The sequence below is a fragment of the Larkinella humicola genome (assembly GCF_008727875.1).
In the GTDB taxonomy this organism is placed as follows: domain Bacteria; phylum Bacteroidota; class Bacteroidia; order Cytophagales; family Spirosomataceae; genus Larkinella; species Larkinella humicola.
The window spans coordinates 518,389-539,681 of the sequence record NZ_VTWS01000001.1; the positions used below are offsets into that span (position 1 = coordinate 518,389).

19 protein-coding genes and 1 tRNA gene are annotated in these 21,293 nt (G+C 52.3%); 5 read left to right on the plus strand and 15 right to left on the minus strand.

The features are described 5' to 3' along the window. Nucleotides 1–27: 27 nt before the first annotated feature. Complete coding sequence (locus tag F0P93_RS02215; protein ID WP_150874741.1) at nucleotides 28–1,914, plus strand: M61 family metallopeptidase; 1,887 nt, start codon at nucleotides 28–30, stop codon at nucleotides 1,912–1,914. On the opposite strand, the gene F0P93_RS02220 is transcribed toward F0P93_RS02215, so the two are convergent. After that, nucleotides 1,883–2,128, minus strand: a complete 246-nt coding sequence (locus F0P93_RS02220) for a hypothetical protein (RefSeq protein ID WP_150874742.1) — start codon at nucleotides 2,126–2,128, stop codon at nucleotides 1,883–1,885. The genes F0P93_RS02215 and F0P93_RS02220 overlap by 32 nt on opposite strands. A 123-nt stretch (nucleotides 2,129–2,251) precedes the next feature. On the opposite strand from F0P93_RS02220, the gene F0P93_RS02225 reads away from it, so the two are divergent. Then, nucleotides 2,252–3,250, plus strand: a complete 999-nt coding sequence (locus tag F0P93_RS02225) for a tetratricopeptide repeat protein (protein ID WP_225309403.1) — start codon at nucleotides 2,252–2,254, stop codon at nucleotides 3,248–3,250. Nucleotides 3,251–3,354: 104 nt separating this feature from the next. Here F0P93_RS02225 and menD read toward each other — a convergent pair whose 3' ends face one another. The 6 genes from menD to F0P93_RS02255 all read right to left on the minus strand — a co-directional run bounded on the left by menD (nucleotide 3,355) and on the right by F0P93_RS02255 (nucleotide 10,825). After that, nucleotides 3,355–5,106: a 2-succinyl-5-enolpyruvyl-6-hydroxy-3-cyclohexene-1-carboxylic-acid synthase gene (menD, locus tag F0P93_RS02230; protein ID WP_150874744.1), complete on the minus strand. Its 1,752-nt coding sequence runs from the start codon at nucleotides 5,104–5,106 to the stop codon at nucleotides 3,355–3,357. 109 nt (nucleotides 5,107–5,215) lie between these two features. Next, entirely contained in the window at nucleotides 5,216–6,079 is an 864-nt protein-coding gene (locus tag F0P93_RS02235; RefSeq protein WP_038118528.1) for a sigma-70 family RNA polymerase sigma factor, read from the minus strand. 118 nt (nucleotides 6,080–6,197) lie between these two features. Then, nucleotides 6,198–8,339: a polyribonucleotide nucleotidyltransferase gene (gene pnp / locus F0P93_RS02240; protein WP_114406603.1), complete on the minus strand. Its 2,142-nt coding sequence runs from the start codon at nucleotides 8,337–8,339 to the stop codon at nucleotides 6,198–6,200. Nucleotides 8,340–8,539: 200 nt separating this feature from the next. After that, on the minus strand, nucleotides 8,540–8,815 hold the full coding sequence (gene rpsO / locus F0P93_RS02245; protein ID WP_114406728.1) for a 30S ribosomal protein S15: 276 nt from the start codon (nucleotides 8,813–8,815) through the stop codon (nucleotides 8,540–8,542). A gap of 90 nt (nucleotides 8,816–8,905) precedes the next feature. After that, nucleotides 8,906–10,423 carry an LptF/LptG family permease gene (locus F0P93_RS02250; RefSeq protein ID WP_150874745.1) on the minus strand — a complete coding sequence of 506 codons (1,518 nt, stop codon included), beginning with the start codon at nucleotides 10,421–10,423 and terminating at the stop codon, nucleotides 8,906–8,908. A 6-nt stretch (nucleotides 10,424–10,429) separates the two neighbouring features. Then, nucleotides 10,430–10,825: an START-like domain-containing protein gene (locus F0P93_RS02255; RefSeq protein WP_150874746.1), complete on the minus strand. Its 396-nt coding sequence runs from the start codon at nucleotides 10,823–10,825 to the stop codon at nucleotides 10,430–10,432. Between the two features lie 113 nt (nucleotides 10,826–10,938). Between F0P93_RS02255 and F0P93_RS02260 the strand changes: the two genes are divergently transcribed. Beyond that, nucleotides 10,939–11,012: transfer RNA gene (locus F0P93_RS02260), tRNA-Met, on the plus strand. A gap of 159 nt (nucleotides 11,013–11,171) precedes the next feature. Here F0P93_RS02260 and holA read toward each other — a convergent pair. The 6 genes from holA to F0P93_RS02290 form a co-directional block, all read right to left on the minus strand. Then, nucleotides 11,172–12,191: a DNA polymerase III subunit delta gene (gene holA, locus F0P93_RS02265; protein ID WP_150874747.1), complete on the minus strand. Its 1,020-nt coding sequence runs from the start codon at nucleotides 12,189–12,191 to the stop codon at nucleotides 11,172–11,174. A gap of 41 nt (nucleotides 12,192–12,232) precedes the next feature. Next, on the minus strand, nucleotides 12,233–12,838 hold the full coding sequence (locus tag F0P93_RS02270; protein WP_150874748.1) for an acyl carrier protein phosphodiesterase: 606 nt from the start codon (nucleotides 12,836–12,838) through the stop codon (nucleotides 12,233–12,235). Nucleotides 12,839–12,850: 12 nt separating this feature from the next. Then, the gene (locus F0P93_RS02275; protein WP_114406598.1) at nucleotides 12,851–13,351 is read right to left on the minus strand and encodes a deoxycytidylate deaminase; all 501 of its coding nucleotides are present in this window, start codon (nucleotides 13,349–13,351) and stop codon (nucleotides 12,851–12,853) included. A 93-nt stretch (nucleotides 13,352–13,444) separates the two neighbouring features. Further along, entirely contained in the window at nucleotides 13,445–14,788 is a 1,344-nt protein-coding gene (locus tag F0P93_RS02280; protein WP_150874749.1) for an ABC1 kinase family protein, read from the minus strand. Between the two features lie 77 nt (nucleotides 14,789–14,865). Beyond that, nucleotides 14,866–15,534, minus strand: coding sequence for a TetR family transcriptional regulator C-terminal domain-containing protein (locus tag F0P93_RS02285; RefSeq protein ID WP_150874750.1), 669 nt, complete (start codon nucleotides 15,532–15,534; stop codon nucleotides 14,866–14,868). A 31-nt stretch (nucleotides 15,535–15,565) separates the two neighbouring features. Further along, a complete protein-coding gene (locus F0P93_RS02290; RefSeq protein WP_150874751.1) occupies nucleotides 15,566–16,057 on the minus strand; it encodes a YajQ family cyclic di-GMP-binding protein in 492 nt (163 codons plus the stop codon). A gap of 153 nt (nucleotides 16,058–16,210) precedes the next feature. Here F0P93_RS02290 and F0P93_RS02295 point away from each other — a divergent pair, with 153 nt between their 5' ends. Together F0P93_RS02295 and F0P93_RS02300 are read left to right on the plus strand one after the other, a co-directional pair. After that, entirely contained in the window at nucleotides 16,211–16,987 is a 777-nt protein-coding gene (locus F0P93_RS02295; RefSeq protein ID WP_150874752.1) for a 3-hydroxybutyrate dehydrogenase, read from the plus strand. A gap of 124 nt (nucleotides 16,988–17,111) precedes the next feature. Further along, nucleotides 17,112–18,377 carry a T9SS type A sorting domain-containing protein gene (locus tag F0P93_RS02300; RefSeq protein WP_150874753.1) on the plus strand — a complete coding sequence of 422 codons (1,266 nt, stop codon included), beginning with the start codon at nucleotides 17,112–17,114 and terminating at the stop codon, nucleotides 18,375–18,377. A gap of 313 nt (nucleotides 18,378–18,690) precedes the next feature. Here F0P93_RS02300 and F0P93_RS02305 read toward each other — a convergent pair whose 3' ends face one another. Then, on the minus strand, nucleotides 18,691–20,838 hold the full coding sequence (locus tag F0P93_RS02305) for a ComEC/Rec2 family competence protein (RefSeq protein WP_225309338.1): 2,148 nt from the start codon (nucleotides 20,836–20,838) through the stop codon (nucleotides 18,691–18,693). Next, nucleotides 20,784–21,233, minus strand: coding sequence for a GNAT family N-acetyltransferase (locus tag F0P93_RS02310; RefSeq protein ID WP_150874755.1), 450 nt, complete (start codon nucleotides 21,231–21,233; stop codon nucleotides 20,784–20,786). The genes F0P93_RS02305 and F0P93_RS02310 overlap by 55 nt, the downstream gene beginning before the upstream one ends. Nucleotides 21,234–21,293: the final 60 nt, after the last annotated feature.

A 21,293-nucleotide genomic window follows, 5' to 3' on the forward strand; every position in this document is an offset into this window, starting at 1 on the left:
TGAAAACGAAAGTACACGCATTTCCGTATGAAAAAAAATCATTGGCTTTTCTTTTTACTCTGCCTGCCGGCTTTCGTCCACGCGGCTTTTCCGGCACCGGAAGCCACTTTGGCCCCTCCTTTCGCAACGACTCCTTCCATTCTCTATACCCTGTCGATGCACGAACCCCAAACCCATTATTTCGAAGTGGAAATGCGGGTGAGCGGAGCCTTCTCCGATTCTAAAACGGGTTCTAAGGAGTATATCGACGTTAAAATGCCGGTTTGGACACCGGGCTCGTACCTGATTCGGGAGTATGCTAAAAATGTGGAAGGGTTTCGGGCCTCGGCGGGCGACAAACCGGTGCGTTCCGAGAAAATCCGGAAAAACACCTGGCGGGTTTATTCCACGGCCAGCCCGCTGACGATTCGCTACAAAGTCTACGCCTATGAACTTAGCGTACGGACCAGTTTTATCGACGAATCCCACGGGTATCTGAACGGTGCGAGCATTTTTCTGTACATTGATCACCTGCGAAACCAGCCCCACCAGCTCCGGATTCAGCCGTACAAAGATTGGAAAAAGATCAACACCGGTCTGGCGGCTGTCGCCGGACAACTCAACACCTACGAAGCCGCCGATTATGACGTGCTGGTCGACAGCCCCATTGAAATTGGAAACCAGTATACGTTTTCGTTCACGGCAGCCGGTGTTCCGCACACGGTGGCGGTATACGGCGAGAAACTGTATGACGAAACCCGGCTGGCCGACGACATGAAACGGGTTTGTGAGGAAGCCTTCAAGGTCATAGGTGAGCATCCCTGTAAAGACTACACCTTTATCATCCACCAGACGCCCACCGGCGGGGGCGGTTTGGAGCACGCCAACTCCACAACCCTCCAAATTACCCGCAACGCGTTTCTGAACGGTCAGCTTTATCAGAATCTGCTGAGCCTGGTCGCCCACGAATACTTTCACCTCTGGAACGTCAAGCGCATTCGGCCCAAGGCCCTCGGCCCGTTTGACTACGAAAACGAAAATTACACCCACCTACTCTGGGTCTCGGAGGGAATCACGACCTTTTACCAGTCCATGATTCTGAAACGGAGCGGTTTTCTGACGTCAGAAGCCTACCTGCGTTCCGTGGGCAGTGAAATCTCCGGCATCGAGAATTTACCCGGAAACGAGGTGCAATCGGTGACCGAAGCCAGTCTCGATGCGTGGATCAAGCTGTATCGGCCCAATGAGAATTCGATGAACAGCACGATTTCGTATTACAGCAAAGGCAGTGCCCTCGGCGGTTTGCTGAATCTGGCGATTCTGTCGAACACCAATGGCCAGAAAAACCTTGATGATGTGATGCGGCTCCTCTACACAACGTATTATAAAAAGCTGAAACGCGGGTTTACGGATGACGAATTCCAGCAGGCCGTGGAACAGGTTGCAGGCCGGAACCTGGATGATTTCTTTCAGAAATACGTGTTCGGAACCGACAAAATTGATTACAATGCGTTTCTGAATCCGGTCGGACTGAATCTGGTGGACGCCAGCGCCAGCAAACAGGACGCCTACCTGGGTGCGATGACGAAATACGCCGATGGCAAACTCACGGTTTCCGCCGTTCGGCGCAATTCCCCCGCCTGGATCAGCGGATTGAATGTCAACGACGAAATTCTGTCGATCGACAACCGGCGGGTGAATAACGATCTTGACAAAATACTGGACACCCATCAACCCGACCAAACCATTCAGGTGCTCGTGAATCGGGGTGGTGAACTAAAAACCGTATCCGCCAAACTGACGGGAAATCCGCTGGCCGCTTTTCGAATCGAGCCGGTTGCGAATCCGACGGACGGGCAAAGGGCGTTGTATAAAAAATGGCTCTCGGTGACGAGCAGTCAGTCTAGTATTCGTGGCGCTGGAGGGTATCCATAAAATCCGCGTGCATCTGCCCGAATCGTTCGTTCACCCGTTGCATGAACGGTTCGTCCAGTAACCGGATCACTTCTTCATCGGAACTGACGTCCATTTCGCTGATCTTGTAGGTTTGCTCATACAGCCCGGCTTCGATTTTGATCAGGTATTTATTGTTCCAGAAATAGAGACCGATTCGGAAGGCCGGATGTGAAATTTCTTTTATATACCGCATTTTGTTACCATTTAACAGTGTTAGGTTACTTATTTAATGCCAAATTACCAAATCATGGCTCCCAGCACTTCCCATACACCCTTTCGTAAGTCAACATTCGTTATTCAATATTCGTTATTTATTATTCATTGTTGTTTATTATTCGCCTGTTCAAACTCGGACAAGGACGAATCCGCGCTTTTTTTTCAACGGGGAAACGTTTCATTTAAAACCGGCGAATACCGGCAGGCCATCCGGTTTTATAACGAAGCGATCGAAAAAAATCCTGATTTTGCCGATGCCTACAACAATCGCGGCTTGGCAAAGTACCGACTCGGCGATTTTCAGGCCGCTCTGGCCGACTATGACCGTGCGGTTGTCAAAGACGCCGAATTCTGGCAGGCCTATTTCAACCGCGCCGAAGTTCGGTCGGATCTGAATGATCTCAAAGGAAGTAGCGACGATTTGACCAAAATTCAGCCCGTTTACCGGGATTCGACCTATTTCTACGTTCGGCTGGGGAATCTGCAGGCTAAACAAAACCGTCTTTCGGCGGCTCAGGCAGCCTACGAAAAAGCCCTTGCGCTGGACCCCAAAAACGCCGAAGCCCTGACCAACCGGGGCGTGTTGTATTTCAACCAGAAACAATACGACCTCGCCAAAACCGACTTTCAGCAGGCAACTCAGGTCGATCCGAAACAACATTTTGCGTTCAACAACCTGGGGCAGATTTTAAGCCGGGAAAAGAAATACACCGAAGCCCTGCAACTGACCGACAAGGCGTTAGCGCTGCAACCCACCCAGCCGTATTACCTCAACAACAAAGGCTATTTGCTGCTACAAACCAATCGTCCGGATGATGCGCTGAAACTCATTCAGCAATCCATCAAACTCGATGACCAGAACGGCTGGGCGCACCGCAATCTGGGTTTGTATTACCTAACCAAAAATCAGCCTGCTCCGGCCATCGCAGCTTTGAAAGAAGCCGAGCGGCTCAATGCCTCGGTCGAAAATGTGTATGCCTATCTGGGTCAGGCCTACCAGCAGGCGGGTAATGTAACACAGGCTTGTCAAACCTGGAACATTGGCGTCAAGGCGGGCGATGAACTGGCGAAAGAGCAAAGCGCCCGGTTTTGCCGTTAGTTTATTTCAAACCAGAAAACGGGGATTCTAACCGTTTTTTTAACAGCCCACGGTTTCCAACCGTGGGTTTAGAGAAAATCGGAATATAGAGTTAGGAAACCGTTTTAACGGTTTTGTCGATCTAAAAAGGTTTCCTGAACCAGTTGTTTATACCGCTGAAATTGTTCAGCGTTGACATACCGGTCCGTTTCAATTTCCAGCAATTTACCTCGATCACCCTTCGAAAAAAAATCAGCCAGGGCGGTTTTTAAATCATCATACGAGGATACGTTCGCATACGCCAGACCGGCCTCTTTGGCCGTATTTTCCGCCGAGAGCGGTTGGCTCGTTTCAAAATACGCACTGAGTTCCGGCTGTTTGGACGGCCCGTCGATGATCCGGAAAATGTTGCCGCCGTGGTTGTTGAGCACAATAACGCGCAAATTGGCCGGAACCAGGTTGTTCCACAGGCCATTCCGGTCGTAAAAAAAGGCGACATCACCAATCAGGGCCGTCACGAGTTGATCCGTCGCCAAAGCCGCACCCACTGCCGTACTCAAACAACCGTCGATGCCGCTGGTGCCTCGATTGGCAAATACCTCCACCCGCTGATTTTCAGGTAATCCGCAGAAATTGGCGTAGCGCACCGGCATGCTATTGGCCACGTGAAGCTGGCTGTCCGCGGGTAGTTCATCCAGAATTCGCTGAATAACCGCCCATTCGTGAAAAACCGTCTCGTCGTTCAGGAATTGATTCAGCAGGCGCGTCGCTTTCCGATCCAGGGTTTGCCACTGTTCCTGAAAATTGTCGTCGGAATCTTCGTCATCATTACTCACAAACCGCTGGTAATCAATATCTGAAAACAGTTTCTCAAAAAAATCCGTCGGTTCATACGGGATCAGCCGCGTCAGCGACTGAAACGGATCGGCCAGGCGGTGGTGCGGCTGAATCTGCCAGTGTGCCCCGGGTTGGTGATTGCGCAGGAAGAGTTTGAGCTGTTTCGAAAGGAACGACTGGCCGCAGGTGATCAACAAATCCGGCACGAGGTCGTGTTTCAATTCGTCGTTGGCCGAACTCAAAAAAATATCCTGCTGCGTAATGAACTCTCCATTGCGTGGCAGATTCGAAATCACATCGCCCACCACCGGAATCCGCCATTCTTCGCTGATCTTTTTCAGAATCGCCAGCAAGGCCGGATCGTGCGGCCCCTGTCCGACGGCAATCAGTTTCCGCTCGGCGGTTTCCCACTCCTCCTGCAACCGGTGCCAGGTTTCCGACGACAAAGCCGAAGCCGCCATCACCTGTTCAATCACCCGAACGGCTTGGTACTGAAAGGTTTCGTCCCCAACCGGATACAGCGGTTCGCGCAACGGAATGTTGATGTGTACCGGACCGCGCGGTTCCGCCCACGCCAGATCGACGGCTTCGTTCGTCGCCCGTTCGGCAAACCAGCGGGCATCGGGGTGGACAAAATCGGCGGGCAGTTCGAAGGCCTGTTTGACGTGTTTCCCAAAAATGTCGGTCTGGTAAATCGTTTGACCGTCCTGCTGGTGCGTCCATTCTTTGGGCCGGTCGGCGGTCAGGATCAACAGCGGTATTTCCTGAAAGTAGGCTTCGGCCACGGCGGGGGCCAGGTTATAGACCGCACTGCCGGATGTACAGACCAGAATCACCGGCTGACGAAGTTGCTGCGCCAGGCCCAGGGCAATAAAACCGGCGGAACGTTCGTCGGCCACGGCGCGGGTGGTCATTTCCGGATGACGCGCCAGGGCCAGGGTGATGGGTGCGCTGCGGGAACCGGGCGAAATGATGGCCTGCCGGATGCCCTTGCGAACACACAATTCAACGAGATTCAGTACGTGCTGATGAATAGCCACAACAATCGAGGGGTTGGTAAAATGAGATCGCAAAAAAAAGCCGAGTCCGCAAAGTATCTCTGCATTCCCGGCTTTTTCTTTACGATCTCGGCGTATTCTTACAATTCGTCTACCCCAAATACGTTTTCAACGCTTTGGAACGGGACGTATGCCGCAGACGGCGGATGGCTTTTTCCTTGATTTGCCGAACGCGCTCCCGGGTCAGGTTAAATTTCTCCCCGATTTCTTCGAGCGTCATGGCGTGTTCACCATTCAGACCGAAATAGAGCGTGATGACATCGGCTTCCCGTTGGGTCAGCGTCGACAGGGCGCGTTGTACTTCTTTCCGCAAGGAGTCGTTGATCAGTCCCGAATCCGGTTTGTCTTCGCCATCGTTTTCGAGTACGTCGAGCAAACTGTTTTCTTCGCCCTGCACAAACGGCGCATCCATGGACACGTGACGACCCGAAATTTTCAGGGTGTCGACCACTTCGGCCGCCGAAATCTCCAGCACGGCGGCCAGTTCTTCCGGTGACGGTTCGCGTTCGAATTTCTGCTCCAGGTCGGAGAACGTCTTGGAAATCTTGTTGAGCGATCCCACCCGGTTCAGCGGCAGACGAACAATCCGGGACTGTTCGGCCAATGCCTGCAGAATCGACTGGCGAATCCACCAAACGGCGTACGAGATAAATTTGAACCCCCGGGTTTCATCAAAACGCTGGGCGGCTTTGATCAGACCGAGGTTTCCCTCATTGATCAGGTCACCCAATGACAAACCCTGGTTTTGATACTGTTTTGCTACGGATACAACGAACCGGAGGTTGGCTTTGGTCAGCCGTTCCAGCGACAACTGGTCGCCTTCCCGGATTTTCTGGGCCAACTGAACTTCTTCGTCGGGCGTTAATAAATCCACTTTACCAATCTCCTGCAAATACTTATCAAGCGATTGGCTCTCGCGGTTGGTAATCTGTTTTGAAATCTTTAGCTGTCTCATGTACGGAATACTGCCTTCCGGCAGTCCGGTTTTAATACTACTTCATCGGCTGACCGCCTACGCAAGTCCAATTGGTAACGAAATCATAAACTGATTCTGTACACTGAAATGTAACAAATCAGGCTGGATTTTTGTTCACGGGCCTGGGCAGTAGTATTTTCCGCGAGAGACGGTATTTTCCGGTTTTTTTGTCGACTTCAATCAACTTCACCCGTACCTCTTCACCCACTTCGAGTACGCCATCCATGGTTTCCAGACGATCCCACTTGATCTCGGAAATGTGCAATAACCCATCTTTGCCCGGCAGGAATTCAACGAACGCGCCGAACGGCATGATGGTTTTTACTTTTCCATCATAAATCTCGCCCACTTCCGGAACGGTGACGATGCCCCGAATCCGGGAAACCGCTTTGTCCATGCCGACCTGGTTGGTCGAGAAGATGTTAACATACCCGGCATTGTCTTTTTCTTCGATGACAATCGTCGTACCGGATTCTTTCTGAATTTCCTGTACCACTTTACCGCCTGGCCCGATTACGGCACCAATAAACTCGCGGTCGATCTTGATGGTAATCGCGCGCGGAGCGTGGGGTTTCAGTTCCGGACGTGGCGCCGTCAACGACTTGTTCATTTCGCCCAGAATGTGCAGACGACCGGCTTTGGCCTGATGCAGAGCTTCCGTCAGTACTTCATACGACAAACCGTCGACTTTAATATCCATCTGGCAGGCGGTAATACCGGCTTCGGTACCCGTTACCTTGAAGTCCATATCACCCAGGTGATCTTCGTCGCCCAGGATGTCGGACAAAACGGCGTATTTACCAGCATTGTCCGTGATCAATCCCATCGCAATCCCGGCCACCGGAGCTTTGATTTTCACCCCGGCATCCATCAGCGCCAGCGTTCCGGCACACACCGTGGCCATCGATGACGAACCGTTCGATTCCAGAATGTCGGAAACGATCCGGATTGTATACGGATTGTCGGCTTCGGGAGGCAATACTTTCTTCAACGCGCGGTGCGCCAGGTTTCCGTGACCGATTTCCCGGCGACCGGCACCCCGGTTCGGTTTCACTTCACCCGTCGAGAAGCCCGGGAAGTTGTAATGCAACAGGAATTTGGAATAACCTTGCAGCATGGCCTGATCGACGATCTGCTCGTCCATTTTCGTACCGAGCGTCACCGTGGTCAGCGACTGGGTTTCACCGCGGGTGAACACCGCTGAACCGTGGGCCGAAGGCAGGTAATCGACTTCGGTCGTGATCTGGCGGATTTCGTCCAGCTTCCGTCCGTCCAGGCGATAGCGCTCATCGAGCACCAACCGGCGGGAGGCTTCCCACTGGACATCGTGAAAATAGGTTTTCGCCAGTGACAGTTTAAAGCCATCGACGTCGCCATCCGGGAAAAGAATATTCTTGAATTCGTCGAAAACCGCTTTGAACGATTCGCTGCGAACTTTCTTATTTTTATTTGCCTGCAGGGCCACCGCATACACTTTGTCGTAGCACTGCTGGTGTACCAACTGACGGAGTTCTTCGTCGTGCGTTTCGTGGCTGTAGACCCGCTTCTCCTGTTTGCCAACGGCGGCTTCCAGTTCTTTCTGAGCGGCACACTGCAACTTGATGACTTCGTGAGCGGCTTTGATGGCCTCGACCACTTCTTCTTCCGAACACTCGTTCATCTGGCCTTCGACCATACAAACGTCTTTCGCCGTAGCGGCCACGATCAGGTCGAGCGTTGCCCGTTCCAGATCGGAGGTTTTGGGGTTAATCTGATAAGCGCCGTCGATTTTAGCCACCCGCACTTCGGAAATCGGCCCGTTGAAGGGAATGTCCGAAACCGCCAGGGCGGACGATGCCGCCAAAGCCGCCAGGGCATCCGGCAGAACTTCGGCATCCGCCGAAATCAACGTGATCATGACCTGGGTGTCGGCATGATAATCTTCGGGGAAGATGGGGCGCAGGGCGCGGTCAACCAGGCGGCTGATCAATACTTCGTGATCGCCCAACCGGCCTTCCCGGCGCTGAAAACTACCCGGAATGCGGCCGGAAGCCGCGAATTTTTCCTGGTAATCAACGGAAAGGGGCAGAAAATCTGCGCCTTCTTTTCCTTCTTTATTCGAGACCACTGTTGCCAGCAACATGGTATCGCCCAACCGAACGACTACGGCACCATCGGCCTGACGGGCCAGTTTGCCCGTTTCGATGGTGATGGTACGTCCGTCTGGAAGGTTAATGGATTGCGTGATGATTTGTGACATACTTTAAGGAATAATACACACGACTGCCGCTTTATAAACCGATTGTTTCTACTGAAAGACCGCAACTATACTAAACTTACTCGCAGACCGCTTCGTCGGACCATCCGAACGTAAAAAAATCTAAAAAACAGCGTAAATAGGAAACGTAAAACATGAAATCAGGGAACCGGTTTGAGGGGTTCCCTGATGCAAAGAAGGAATTACTTCCGGAGACCTAATTCGACAATGATGGCCCGGTAACGACTAATATCTTTTTTAATCAGATAATCCAGCAACCGACGGCGCTTTCCTACCAGTTTCAGCAGGCCAAGCCGGGTGCCATAATCGTGTTTGTGCTTTTTCAGATGCTCTGTCAGGTGGTTAATCCGGAATGTGAACAGTGCAATCTGAGATTCAGCCGACCCAGAGTCTTCCGCAGTTCTGTTGAACCCCTGAGCAGCAAAGATTTCTTGCTTTTTCTCGGTATTTAAATACATCGTCAGATAGCTAATAGTAATGAAAAAAATGAATGAAACGCAAAAGTACGACTTTATTTCTTATCTGAAGGAAAACCGGCGCAGAATATTTCAGGCCACCCGGGTTTCCCGACGGCTCGTGCGCCAGTTGAGATACCGCTTTTTCAGCCGCTCAAAGGCGATGACGTAGACATCTTTGTCAAACAGCCGGGAATCGTTTCGGGCCTGTTTCATGAGGTATAGTCCGACCGGTAGCAAAATCGCATTCGCCATCCAGGCCCCGGCCGGTACCCAGATCAACCCGTCTTTAGCGTATTTATCCCCCGTCAGGGTCAACACATACAGCAGAATGAAAAAGATTATCGACACCAGCACCGGAATCCCAAACCCGCCTTTCTTAATAATCGCTCCCAGCGGGGCGCCAATCAAAAACATGATGAAACACGAAATGGCCTGGGTGAACTTGTGGTGGCTCTCAAGTTCATACCGGTTGACGGTTTTGCCTTTCTCTTTCAGATAGGTCTGGTTGGATTCGGCGTAGGAAAGCATGTTGCGGGCCTGCGACAGGGCCATTTCGTTGGTTTCGCCCTGAATTCGGGCCTCCACGGGTCGCGCCAGCAGCGAATCGATCCACTTGCCGGCCTTCACCGCGGGCGGCACCGGCGTGTTGGGGTTGGTAACGATGACGGGTTGCGGCTGCTTGAACTGGTAACTGTAGTATTGCCGGGAAGTCGTCGCCGTGCCAGCCAGACTGGCCTTCAGTTCCTTCTTCAAGGAATCGGTCAGCGTGGCCAGCTCCGACAGATTTTTCATGTACTCGTGGTATTCGAACTGCTGTTCGTCCGTCCGTTTCAACCCGTACGAATCCAGGCTGATCCGCAGTTTATAGTGCTGAAAACCGTTCCGCAGAAACTTGGCCAGTTGATTGGGCGAACCGTTGCTGGCGTAGGACACGCTACTGGTGTTATCCGTGTATTCGGTGTAGTCGTTGCCGTTATATAGCTCAAAAATCAGGTATTGCTTGTCGGGCGTGGTGAACATACGCCCCGAATCCGCCAGAATAATTTCGCGGTTTCCGGTTTCCATGCCGTTTTCCTGGTGTTTGTAAATCACCATGCCGCGCAGCGTTTCGCCGTCTTTTTTATCCGCTTTGATGCTGTAACCGGGCAAATCGTTGTAAAAAATCCCTTCTTTGATGCTCAGCGTGGCCTTCGACGATTTGATATCCCACAGCAAACTGTAGCCTTTGAGGTTCGCCCAGGGCGCGACTTTGTTGTTGAACCAGAACGAGAAAATAGCAATGCCGGTGGCGACGATCAGCAGGGGGCGCATGGCCCGGGTCAGGGAAATGCCGGCGCTTTTCAAAGCCGTCAGTTCAAAAAATTCACCGAGGTTCCCGTAGGTCATCAGGGACGATAGCAGTACCGCCAGTGGAAGGGCAATGGGAATGGTAATGAGGCTGAAATAGAAGAGGATCTTGGCAAAAACCTGCAATTCAACGTCTTTCGATACAAACTGGTCGATGTAAAACATCATCAGACGCATCAGAAAGATAAACACGACTACACAAAGCGTCAATACGAACGGGCCCCAAAATGACTTCAGTATGAGCTTGTCAATTTTTTTCATTGGCAATCAACTTCCCACGATTTCTTTTAACTTATCGATTAAACTGTTCCAAAGGGATTTAAGTTCGTCGGGGTCGGTGTTGGAAGAGTAGTCGGTGATGCGTAAAAAAGTAGACTGGGTCAGTTCACTGACATCGACCCGGAAGTCGATGTAGGTATGTTCGTCGGTTGCGGTGCCGTTGCCGTTCAAAAACTCGAATCGGACGCTTTTATTTTGCCGCATGGAAACCTGTTTGGCAGGATGGCTCTCGTTGTCCCAGTAAAAATCAAACTGATGATCCGGCCGGACGTTCACTTTCGATGCAAACCACTGAGAGAGGCCCGAAGCCGTACTGATATAGGGAAAAAGGACCTTTGGAGATGCCCGCAGCTCGTATTCCGCAATAAATTTATAGTTTTCCATATCAGTGATTTTTAATAGGTAATGTGGCAAAGTTAGCAGAATTTTAACACGAGACTCAAAAAGGTTTGTTGGAGTAGATGTTTTTTTTCTTACTTTTGTGGCACGAAAAATCTGGCGGGGTAGCTCAGTTGGTTAGAGCACAGGATTCATAACCCTGAGGTCACGAGTTCAACTCTCGTCCCCGCTACGACAAGCAAAACCGCCCGATCAGGCGGTTTTTTGCGTTTTTGCTCCCTCGGTTTTGCCCCCCCCCCTGAAGGGGGCTTCTAGATCCGGTTTTTGTTAGCCCGGCACCGGCCGCCCGGCCTTCAGGGGGTTGGGGGCAAAGCCGAGGCTGGGCGGAAGGTCAATGCAGAATCTCGTAGACCAATTGCTTCAAAATAGCGCCTTCGTTCAGGGATGGCGCGTCGATGCCTTTCGACAAGGCATCGGCCTGCCGGATGGAGTGGATGATCCCGGCGACTTTCCACAGCGGGTAGGCCCGGGCCGTTTGCAGGTAATCCTTCACAAAAAAAGTGTGAACGCCCAATAAGGTCGATAAGGTTTTTTCGGATTGGTCGCGGGAGGCCTGTACCATCAACACCTTCGTAAAAAACTGGTACAGAATGATCAGCATCGGCGGCAACGGATTGTCTTTCGGATTCCGGCCGAAATAATCGGCAATCCGGTTGGCTTTCAGCACATCCCGCAATGTGAGGGCTTTTTGCAGTTCAAAGACGTTGTATTCCTTGCTGATGCCGACGAGCCGCTCCACCGTGTCGGCGCTGATTTCTTCGCCGACTTTCAGGTTGATCATGATTTTGTCGATTTCACTGGCCAGCCGTTTCAGGTCGTTGCCAATGTAATCGAACAGCATCTGGATGGCCTTCAGGCTGATTTTTACGTTCTGCTGGCGGCAATAGTCTCCAATCCAGTCCGGCACTTTGTTGTCGTACAGTTTTTTGGAATTCAGCAGAACGCCTTTCTGGCCGATGGCTTTGGCGAGGGCCTTGCGTTCGTCGTAGGGGCCGGTATGGCACAAAACCAGGATCGTGGAAGCCAGCGGTGCTTTGGCGTAGTCTTCCAGCAACGACTGGCTGGCTTTTTCATTCAAACCGCCCATCTGCTGGGCTTCTTTCACCAGCACCAACTGCCGGTCGGCCATGAACGGATAGCGCCGGGCCAGGTTGATCACCGCTCCCACCTGGGTGTCTTTGCCGAAAACCGTAAACTGATTGAAGCCCTTTTCGTGCTCGGGAACCGCTACTTTTTCGATTTCATCCGCAATCAGATCCACGAAATACGTTTCGTCACCGTGCAGCAAATACAGGGGAGCAAAGTTCTTCTTCCGAACGTCTTTCAGAATCTGGTCAATAGCCGGGGTCATAACGGTGTACTATATACGTAATAAAACAAGAAAGGAAACGATCACAAAACCGGCGGGTTCATCCCCTGAAAATCACGCACATGCTGTTGCAGTTCAGGGAAAAACCGGTGGAAGTATTCCTCAAAACTAGCGTAATTATCGTTCAAATCTTCAATGGCAGTATCCAGATTCGACGGAAATGCCGTACGCCGGGCCATTCCTTTCAGGCTGCGGTCGATGCCTTCCAGAAACTGGTAATTCGTCAGCCAGTCATGCTGCATCATGTAACCGGCCATGCGCCAGGCGGCATCGGGCAGTTGAGTCCGGTGATTTTTCAGAAACTGGTAGAAGGCCGGCACAAATTCGGTTAGCGGGCGGCCGGAAATTTGCGTGAAGTGAATCGCCAGAAAATGATCCAGAAACACATCGATGGCTGCTCCGGCGTATTTGTGGCAGCGGGGCCGAACCAGAATCCGCATTTCCTCCACCAGGGGATGATGATCGGTAAACTGATCGATCTGGCGGTGGAGCCAGATGCCGCGCTGCACCGCCACCGATAACCCATGCCGGGGATGACCGGGATTTCCCTTGATGAAGTCCGCGATAAAATTGCCGATCAACAGCCCCTCATCATCACCGGAAAGGTACGCATGTGCTAATATATTCATCGATCAGACCGCCTACAGATGGGGGTCGCCCTGCGCAAGCACAGTTTCAAACCCCGCCGTGGGCTGGTATTGGACGGTTTCTACACCGAATTTACGCAAAAACTCGACACCCTCGTCGGTCGGAATGCCTTTGTACTGCGCGTAGGAATGCAGAAAAACCACCTTGGCAATTTTCATACTAAAGATAATCCGTGCACAGGCGATGCAGGGCGACAGCGTTACGTAGATGGTTGCGCCTTCGATCACCGCGCCGTTTTTGGCCGCGTACAGAATCGCATTTTGCTCGGCATGAAGCGCCAGGGAGCAACTTCCTTTGGAGTCACGCGGACAACCCACCTCCGGAAATTCTTCGTCGCAATTGTGCGTCCCCGACGGTGGACCGTTGTAGCCAATGGAAATAATCCGGGTCTCTTTCGTCAACACCGCGCCCACCTGCGCTTTGATGCAGTGCGACCGCTTCGAAAGATTGACGGCCAGTTCCATGAAAATATCGTCAAACCGGGGCTTGCTCATCCATCTCAGGTTATGGTCAATGGTCAATTGACGATGGTCAATTGACCATTGCCAATGGTTTCAGCCATAAACTTAAAACTATTTACCCGCTTGTCAAGCCGCATTTTCCATTTCCAGTCGCAGTTTTTTGGAAACCAGCCAATCCGGCTTGTGCGTAATAACGCTGGCTTTGAGTTCATTAAGCATCGAATACAGACCAAAATACGTCCGGTTGATGTACAAACCGTGCTGCGAGCCACGGGCCACTTTCGAGTTTTTCAGTTCTTCAACCTGGGCCAGTTCTTCAGCAAACGCATACACGGTGTCGAAATAGGAATTATCCCCAAAATCAAAGGTCTGTTTCTCAAACGGTTTTCCGAGCAAAACGATCATTTTCTTAAACAGATCGACAAAAAAGGCCTGCTCTTTCGGCGAATCTTCGGGAACGATAAACTCCAGGTTGCGGAAGGTTTCCAGGGTGGCTTCCTCGTCGTCGAGCATGTCGAAGTTGATCAGCCGGAAGTAATTGTCGTAAAAGAACTCGGAAATGACTTTCACACAGCCGAAGTCGATGACGCCCATCGTGCCGTCGGCGCGCATCAGGAAGTTACCGGGGTGCGGATCGGCGTGTACCTGCTTGAGGTCGTGAATCTGGAAATTGTAAAAATCCCACAACGCCTGCCCGATGCGGTCCCGGATTTCCTGCGACGGATTGGTTTTCAGAAAGTCCTTCATGTGAAAACCGTCCAGCCAGTCCATCGTCAGAATGCGCTTGCTCGACAGATCGGAGTAGTATTTCGGAAAAACGAGGTTCGGAATCGACGAACATTGCTCCGAAATGTACATCGAGCGTTTCAGTTCGAGTTCATAATCAGTCTCTTCCAGCAATTTGGACTCCACCTCCCCCATGTACCGGTTGATGTCCTTCTCGTTCAGGTTCAGCAGCCGGATCGCCAGCGGTTTGGCAATTCGCAAATCGGAACTGACGCTGTCGGCTACGCCCGGATACTGCACCTTTACCGCCAGTTTCCGGTCGTCTTTCCAGGCCAGATGCACCTGCCCGATGGAAGCCGCATTGACCGCTTCCATCTCGAACCGGTCGTAAATCTGCTGGGGCGATTTCCCGAAATACGTTCGGAACATCTTGACCACCAGCGGCCCTGACAAGGGCGGTGCCGAATACTGCGACATGGCAAACTGATCGACGTAGGCCCGCGGCAGGATGTTGCGGTCCATGCTTAGCATCTGCGCCATTTTCAGCGCACTGCCTTTCAGTTCACTCAGGGCATTGTAAATATCCGTCGCATTGTCCTGATGCAGTTCCTCCTTCGTCAGGCTGGGGTCGAGCAACTTTTTCCCGTAATGCTTCAAATAATTCCCGCCGACTTTCACACCCGCTTTCACAAACTGGCTGGCCCGGGCAACTTTGGTGGTCGGGATATGGTTTTGCGTTTTCATGTTGGGAATGATGGATTATGAATGATGAACGATGAATGGTTTGTCATATTCAACCATCGTTCATCATCCATCATTCATCATTTATTTTGATAGATGAACTTCGCCAGGTCGAACAACGAATCCAGCGGGGAGCGGCCGATCAGATCGAAGGCGGTATTGACCGATTTTTCGATGGCGGTATCGGTTTTTTCAAAATTCTTGCTGACGTCATTGACCCAGAAATGCAGGATGAACAGGGTTTGGGTCCACAGCCCGTCGGCGTAGCGGTCGGACAGGAAAGGCCGGGGTTCGACCTCCTTGCTTTCCCGGCCTTCCGCCAGCAAATCCCGAGCGTAGTCGTAGTAGGCATCCTTGAAGAGTTGCAAGACCCGGGCCGACGGTTTTCCCATCCGGGCTTTGGCCATGGGCGACAGATTGGTGGTGGACGGGCGCAGTTGGTGGTAGCTGAACACCACAAAACTGCGCTGGGCTTTCAACACCTCCACCCACGTATAATAGAACGCGAGGAGCTTTTCGCGGACCGAATACGTCTGATAAATCGGGTCGCCTTCGACGGTTTGCTGAGCCTGTTTGAAAAAGGCCAGCCAGACATCCGCTTCAATCGACTCGAACGAAGTGTACTCCTCATAGAAGTCCGCTTCTGAAATTTTCAGCTTCTTCGCAAATTGAAAAACGCTCGGTGGTGGGGTTCCGTTTTCAAGCACATAGTCGGTATAGGCTTTACGGATTTTTTCCTGTTTTTCCATACCTGACGAACGCAGTGTGCAGCAAAAAAGTTTAGCTTTTCATGTTCACAAATTGCAAAGATATTTCCAGCTCTGCCCGGCGCAACATGCCGATGACGGCCTGCAGATCGTCGATTTTTTTGCTGCTCACCCGCACCTGATCATCCATAGCCTGCGCGGTCAGTTTCGGAAAGCTTTCCTTGATCAGTTTCAGGATTTTGCGTTGCTGGTCTTTGTCGAGCCCCTGCCGGACTTTGAGTTCGTGCCGCAGGCGGTTTCCCGACTGGTGGGGCTCGGCCGTAAAGTCCAGACTCCGCCCATCGACCCCTTGTTTGATCACGCGCGTCAGCAGAATATCCTCCACCGATTTCAGGCTCATGTCGTTGTCGGTATCGATCTTCACCGTGAAATCCTTCTTATTGAGTTCCACGCTGGTTTTGCTGTTCCGCAAGTCATACCGGTTCGCTATCTCCTTGATAGCGACATTGATAGCATTATCTAACGTTTGCAAATCAACTTTACTGACAATATCGAAAGAGGCCATACTACATCGGGTTGGTAATGAATACGTAAACAAATGGTTTCACAAAAGTAAGCGGTTTTCCGGGCCGAAGCACACATTCAGCCCGGAAAACCGCCTTTCGGTGACCAAACTATTCCCGCCCTGTTGTAGCTTTGGGTGCTAATTCATCCTGAAATGATGCAAAAAAGAACCGTTCTGATTACCGGAAGCACCAGCGGCATTGGCCTTTCCATTGCCACAGCCTTTGCCCAGCAGGGCTACAACCTGATTCTAAACGGGTTGGAAGCCAACGGACCCCAATTGGCGGAAAACCTGGCGTCAACCCACCGCATCGACGCGATCTTTGATCCGGCCAACATGCTGGACCCGGCCGCCCTGCGGGCGATGGTCAGCCGGGCCGGGGAAAAATTTGGAGGAATCGATGTTCTGGTCAACAACGCCGGGATTCAGTACGTCTCACCGATCGACGCGTTTCCGGAAGACCGATGGGATGCCATTCTCGGTGTGAACCTGACGTCGGCCTTTCACCTGACGAAAGCCGTCTGGCCATTCATGAAACAGCAGCAATTCGGCCGGATCATCAACATCGCGTCGGCCCACGGTCTGGTGGCATCCGAATACAAAAGTGCTTATGTCGCGGCCAAACACGGGTTGATTGGCTTTACCAAAACCATCGCCCTCGAAGGGGCTTCCTGCGGCATCACCGCCAACGCCATCTGCCCCGGCTACGTCAAAACCGCCCTCGTAGACAAGCAGATTGCCGACCAGGCCCGAACGCACCAGCTTTCGGAGAAAGACGTGATCGAAAAGGTATTGCTGGCCAAACAAGCTCTCAAACAGTTCATTCCTGCCGAATCCATTGCCGCGCTTTGCCTGTTTCTGGCATCCGAAAGTGCGCGTACCTTAACCGGGGCGGCTCTGCCCATCGACGGCGGCTGGACGGCTCAGTGATCGGTTGCTTCACGCTGATTCCTCAAGCAGTTTGCAGGAATTACTTAAGAAAAAGTCACTATAGTTTGCTTGTCTATGCAAACCGTTTTACTTTTGGGATCGATCTATTAATCAAGACTTTCCCGTGAAAACAATCATTTACTTTTTCGTTTTATTGGTTACATTTTTACCAAAATCCGGCTTTACACAATGTGCGCCCCCAGCTCCCTCCTGCTCGGGCTGTGTAGCCTTAACCACCGGTAATCAAACACTGGCCAGCGGTACGTACTGCATTACCACCGCCATTTCGAACCTGACCATTCCAAGCGGAGCTGTTGTCTGCATGAGTGGCGGTTCTCTCACCAATTCCAACCTGAACGGAGGCACCTTGATTTACAATTCCGGAAGCCTCTCCAATCTCAACTCCAACTCGGGGGATATTAGGGTGCAGGGCACCCTTTCCAACCCCTCCAATACCAGTTTTAACAACGTTCGGGTCATCGTTGAAAACGGAGGGGTCTTGAACATGACCTCGCTGGACATCAACAGCAGTCTGGTGGTCGATGGGGGAACGGTCAATGTAACGAATCTGACGCGGGTCAACAGCAGCGGCAGCATTTGCCTGGCCAATATGGGCCAGATCCACACCCAGTATTTCCAGAATAATGGAACCAATCGTACCACCGCCCAGACATCCAAAGGCTGCCTGTCGATTGCTCAACCCCAGAACGGGCAAACCTTTCTGAACAATCCCCTGACCACCTCCCCGGATGTGCTGGTCTGTCTCCCCGGCACCTATACCCCCTCCAATTTGGGTTCGGCCACAGTGTCCACCAATTGCACGGATTGCACCACCGCCATGCCCGTCACCTATGCCTACTTCCGCGCCCAGCCGCTGGAAACCGGGGTTCGGCTGGAGTGGCAAACGACCAGCGAGTTGAATCACCGGTTTTTTATCATTGAACGATCCTTGAACGCTCTTGATTTTTCACCCGTCAGTGGCGAGGTCATCGATCCGTTTGGAACGCAAAATGGCCGGAAAATCTACCGGTACACCGATTTGGGCGCCAGGTCGGAAACCTATTACTACCGTCTGAAACAGATCGATACGGATGGAACAATGGCGTATTCAAAAATCCTGGCCGTCAGCCTGGGAGAGCAAACGACCGCAGTTCGTTTGTTCCCGAATCCCGTGGTCAATCAGTTGACCATCGCATTTGAAACCGCCGAAACCGGGATCATTGACATCGAAGTGGCCGACCTGAGCGGAAAACAATGGCTCAGCCAGAGTGGGAACAAAACCGAAAAAAGCCACAACCAGACGCTTCAGGTGCAGTCATTGCCCAAAGGATTCTATCTGGTCACCATCCGGCTGGGCAACCGGTATTTTATTCGCAAAGTGCTGAAATAACGCGAACTATGAGATGATGATGCCTAACAATTGTTTAAGAAGTTGTTTGAGTGAAGGCCGGAGGCCTTTCCTGTCAATAGTCAATAGCATCCATCAGCTCGTGGTAGCTCCGGAGGAGCGGTCTAAAAACATCTTCGGACCGCTCCTCCGGAGCTACCACGAGCTGATGGATGCTATTGACTATTGACAGACCGCCCTTCCAGGGCTCTCCTCGGGTAACTCGAACAGCTTGTAAGTGCCAGCGGCACGTAATGTTACTAGCAAATCGCCCCCTCCGGAGTCAATAATCTCAGGGTTTTCGTTGAAATAACTCTTAAAAGGTCGCCAGATACGCGCCTTGCTGACGGACTGAATGACACGGAATGCCCATTTTTCGGGCGTCCGACAGCAACCGGTCCGTCAGCGGGGTTTTGTTGGAATCGTCGAAAATCAAATGCCGGGCGGCCACCCGACCTTTCAGTTGGCTCCACGATTGCAGCGCATTCCGGCTGATGACGACGTAATCGATCACGGCAGGCAATCGCCAGCCTTTCCGGGCAGGCAACCGATTGATGATCAGCACACTTTTTCCCTGCCAGTGCACCAGCGTGATGGCCCGGTTCTGAAACAGCGGCACTCCGGGGTTCGTTTGCCCCGGGTGCGCATACGTAATTCGGTCGACGCCCAGGCTGTCCCAGGTATTCCGGATATAAAACGTCACTTCCCGGCTTTTGTCCGACAGCGAATCCCGGCTCAGCAAAACCGCCCTGTTGCCCTCTACGAAACTGATCGCCGACTGATGCGGAACGAAATGAACCAGCAACAGCCGCTGCTTTTTTCGCTGGAGTGTCGTCATGCCAACCGACCCGGTCAGCAAAGCCGCACTGATGGCCAGCCACCAGCCGAATCGTTTTTCCCGGAACAACAGAAAAGCCGCTCCGAACAGAATGATGGAATACAAAAGTACCAGTTCAAACCCGCTGGCCATGAGCGGCTTCAGGCTGGAATACGGTAGCCACTCCGTCCGGAGGATACACTGATTCAGGAACCACATCGAGGCAAACAGTGCTTTTCCGACCAGCAAACCCAGATACGGAATCCAGCCCACGACCAGTAACCCCATTGCCAGAATCAAAACCAGGGACGAAACCGGAATCACCAGCGGATTGGCTAACCAGAAGTAGGTGGGAAACTGGTGGAAATAATACACGCCCAGCGGAAAGGTAATCACTTGCGCCACCAGCGACATGGCCGTCACTTTCCATAGCTTATCAATTAGCCAGAATCGAAATGTCAGGCTCTGGTACAGGCTTTCGTACCAGAGAGTCAGGCCACCAACGGCCAGGTACGACAATTGAAAACCCGCTGTCGTCAACGCATAGGGATCAAGCAGTAAAATCAGAAAAGCGGATGCCGCCAGCGTATTCAGGGGGCTATTGACACGTCCCAGGGTTTGACCGATGAGCAGCAAGGTAAACATAAACGCCGACCGCAAAACCGGGGCGGAAAAACCAGTCATCAAGGCGTAAAACCAGAGCAAACCCAGCATGATGACCGCGAAGACGTACTTCCCGCCCTTTCGTCGCTTCAAAAAACCCAGCACAAAGCTGACCGCAGCAAACAAAACTCCTACGTGTAGCCCCGAAACGGACAGGACATGCACGGCTCCAGCTGCCGAATAGGCTTGCTGAAGTTCGGGGTCGATGCCGTCGCGAACGCCCAAAATCATCGCTTTCACAATGGCAAATTCCGGGCCGCCCCCCAGATGGCTGGTAAAAACGCTGTCGGCCCATTCATTCATTTTATATGCTTGTGCAGCCAACTGATTTGAGGGATGATAACCCAACATCACTCGATCCTTCGGACGAAGATACTGCTGGTGGTAGATTCCCCGGTTGGCCAGGTGCCGTTGGTAGTTAAACTCGCCGGGGTTTAGGGGCGGGTCAATCGTCCGGTGTGCGCCCCGAACCAGCCAGACATCGCCGTAGCGCGGTTTTTGAGCCACGGTTTTATCGATGTAGACGATGAGACGTCCGGTTGCCGGTTGCCAGGTGCGGTCGGTCAGAACCTTCCGTACGTCCAGTTCCAGGCGAAAGGTTTTGGTGCGGTTTTCGGCCTGTGAGCCCACCACGGCTTCATACGCCCGAATAGGATGGCGGAGGTGAACCAGATTCGCAGGGTCGTTCAGCGGGGTGTGCAACGAAGTCACCAGCCAGCCCAGGGCACTCAGGGCCAGCCAGCCAGCCATGCCTTTGAGGACGGCATACGGTTTGTCTCTCACGAAAAACAGCATCACCAAACTCAGCAAACAGAGCATGAGCAAACCGGTGACGAGCCGGAGCGAATCCGGAAAAAAGAGACAGGCGATTATTCCGCTCATCAGCGCCACGACGTAGCGAACGAACGGAAAGGCGTTCCAGCGCAACATCAGGCCGGAAAGGACGAAGCGGGCAGCACCATTTTGTAATGCTGAATGCCGCATTCTTCGAACATCGGGCCAACGGCTTTAAACCCAAACTTAGCGTACAGCGGCATGGCGGTGAGTTGGGCATTCAGGTAAATCGACTCGATGGGTTCCGGCTGCTGACTCAGTACATCGTCGAGAACCGTCCGGACCAACGCCTGGCCGACGCCTTTGCCCCGAAACGAAGCCAGAACGGCAAATCGCTCCAGCTTTACACCGTTAGACGTCGTGCGCCAGCGGGCGGCTCCGCAGGGCGTACCGTCGCAGAAAGCCAGAAAATGGCGGCTGCTCGTTTCAAATTCATCATACTCATCTTCCGCCCGAACGTGTTGCTCTTTCACAAATACAGCCTCTCGAATGGCATATACTTGTTGCATTTCAGCCGGACGGACAACCTGAATCACTTCAATCATACGGCAGGAAAGTTAGTCGGTTGACGGTATTCCGTTTATGGTTCTCGGCGGCTGACGCAT

Excerpts from the sequence above, each read along its gene's own strand:
- rpsO (WP_114406728.1), bottom strand. The coding sequence starts at position 8,815 with ATGTATTTAAATACCGAGAAAAAGCAAGAAATCTTTGCTGCTCAGGGG.
- pnp (WP_114406603.1), bottom strand. The coding sequence starts at position 8,339 with ATGTCACAAATCATCACGCAATCCATTAACCTTCCAGACGGACGTACC.
- F0P93_RS02215 (WP_150874741.1), top strand. The coding sequence starts at position 28 with ATGAAAAAAAATCATTGGCTTTTCTTTTTACTCTGCCTGCCGGCTTTC.
- holA (WP_150874747.1), bottom strand. The coding sequence starts at position 12,191 with ATGACCCCGGCTATTGACCAGATTCTGAAAGACGTTCGGAAGAAGAAC.
- F0P93_RS02250 (WP_150874745.1), bottom strand. The coding sequence starts at position 10,423 with ATGAAAAAAATTGACAAGCTCATACTGAAGTCATTTTGGGGCCCGTTC.
- F0P93_RS02310 (WP_150874755.1), bottom strand. The coding sequence starts at position 21,233 with ATGATTGAAGTGATTCAGGTTGTCCGTCCGGCTGAAATGCAACAAGTA.
- F0P93_RS02285 (WP_150874750.1), bottom strand. The coding sequence starts at position 15,534 with ATGGAAAAACAGGAAAAAATCCGTAAAGCCTATACCGACTATGTGCTT.
- F0P93_RS02280 (WP_150874749.1), bottom strand. The coding sequence starts at position 14,788 with ATGAAAACGCAAAACCATATCCCGACCACCAAAGTTGCCCGGGCCAGC.
- F0P93_RS02295 (WP_150874752.1), top strand. The coding sequence starts at position 16,211 with ATGATGCAAAAAAGAACCGTTCTGATTACCGGAAGCACCAGCGGCATT.
- F0P93_RS02235 (WP_038118528.1), bottom strand. The coding sequence starts at position 6,079 with ATGAGACAGCTAAAGATTTCAAAACAGATTACCAACCGCGAGAGCCAA.
- F0P93_RS02270 (WP_150874748.1), bottom strand. The coding sequence starts at position 12,838 with ATGAATATATTAGCACATGCGTACCTTTCCGGTGATGATGAGGGGCTG.
- F0P93_RS02255 (WP_150874746.1), bottom strand. The coding sequence starts at position 10,825 with ATGGAAAACTATAAATTTATTGCGGAATACGAGCTGCGGGCATCTCCA.
- F0P93_RS02290 (WP_150874751.1), bottom strand. The coding sequence starts at position 16,057 with ATGGCCTCTTTCGATATTGTCAGTAAAGTTGATTTGCAAACGTTAGAT.
- F0P93_RS02220 (WP_150874742.1), bottom strand. The coding sequence starts at position 2,128 with ATGCGGTATATAAAAGAAATTTCACATCCGGCCTTCCGAATCGGTCTC.
- F0P93_RS02275 (WP_114406598.1), bottom strand. The coding sequence starts at position 13,351 with ATGAGCAAGCCCCGGTTTGACGATATTTTCATGGAACTGGCCGTCAAT.
- F0P93_RS02305 (WP_225309338.1), bottom strand. The coding sequence starts at position 20,838 with ATGCGGCATTCAGCATTACAAAATGGTGCTGCCCGCTTCGTCCTTTCC.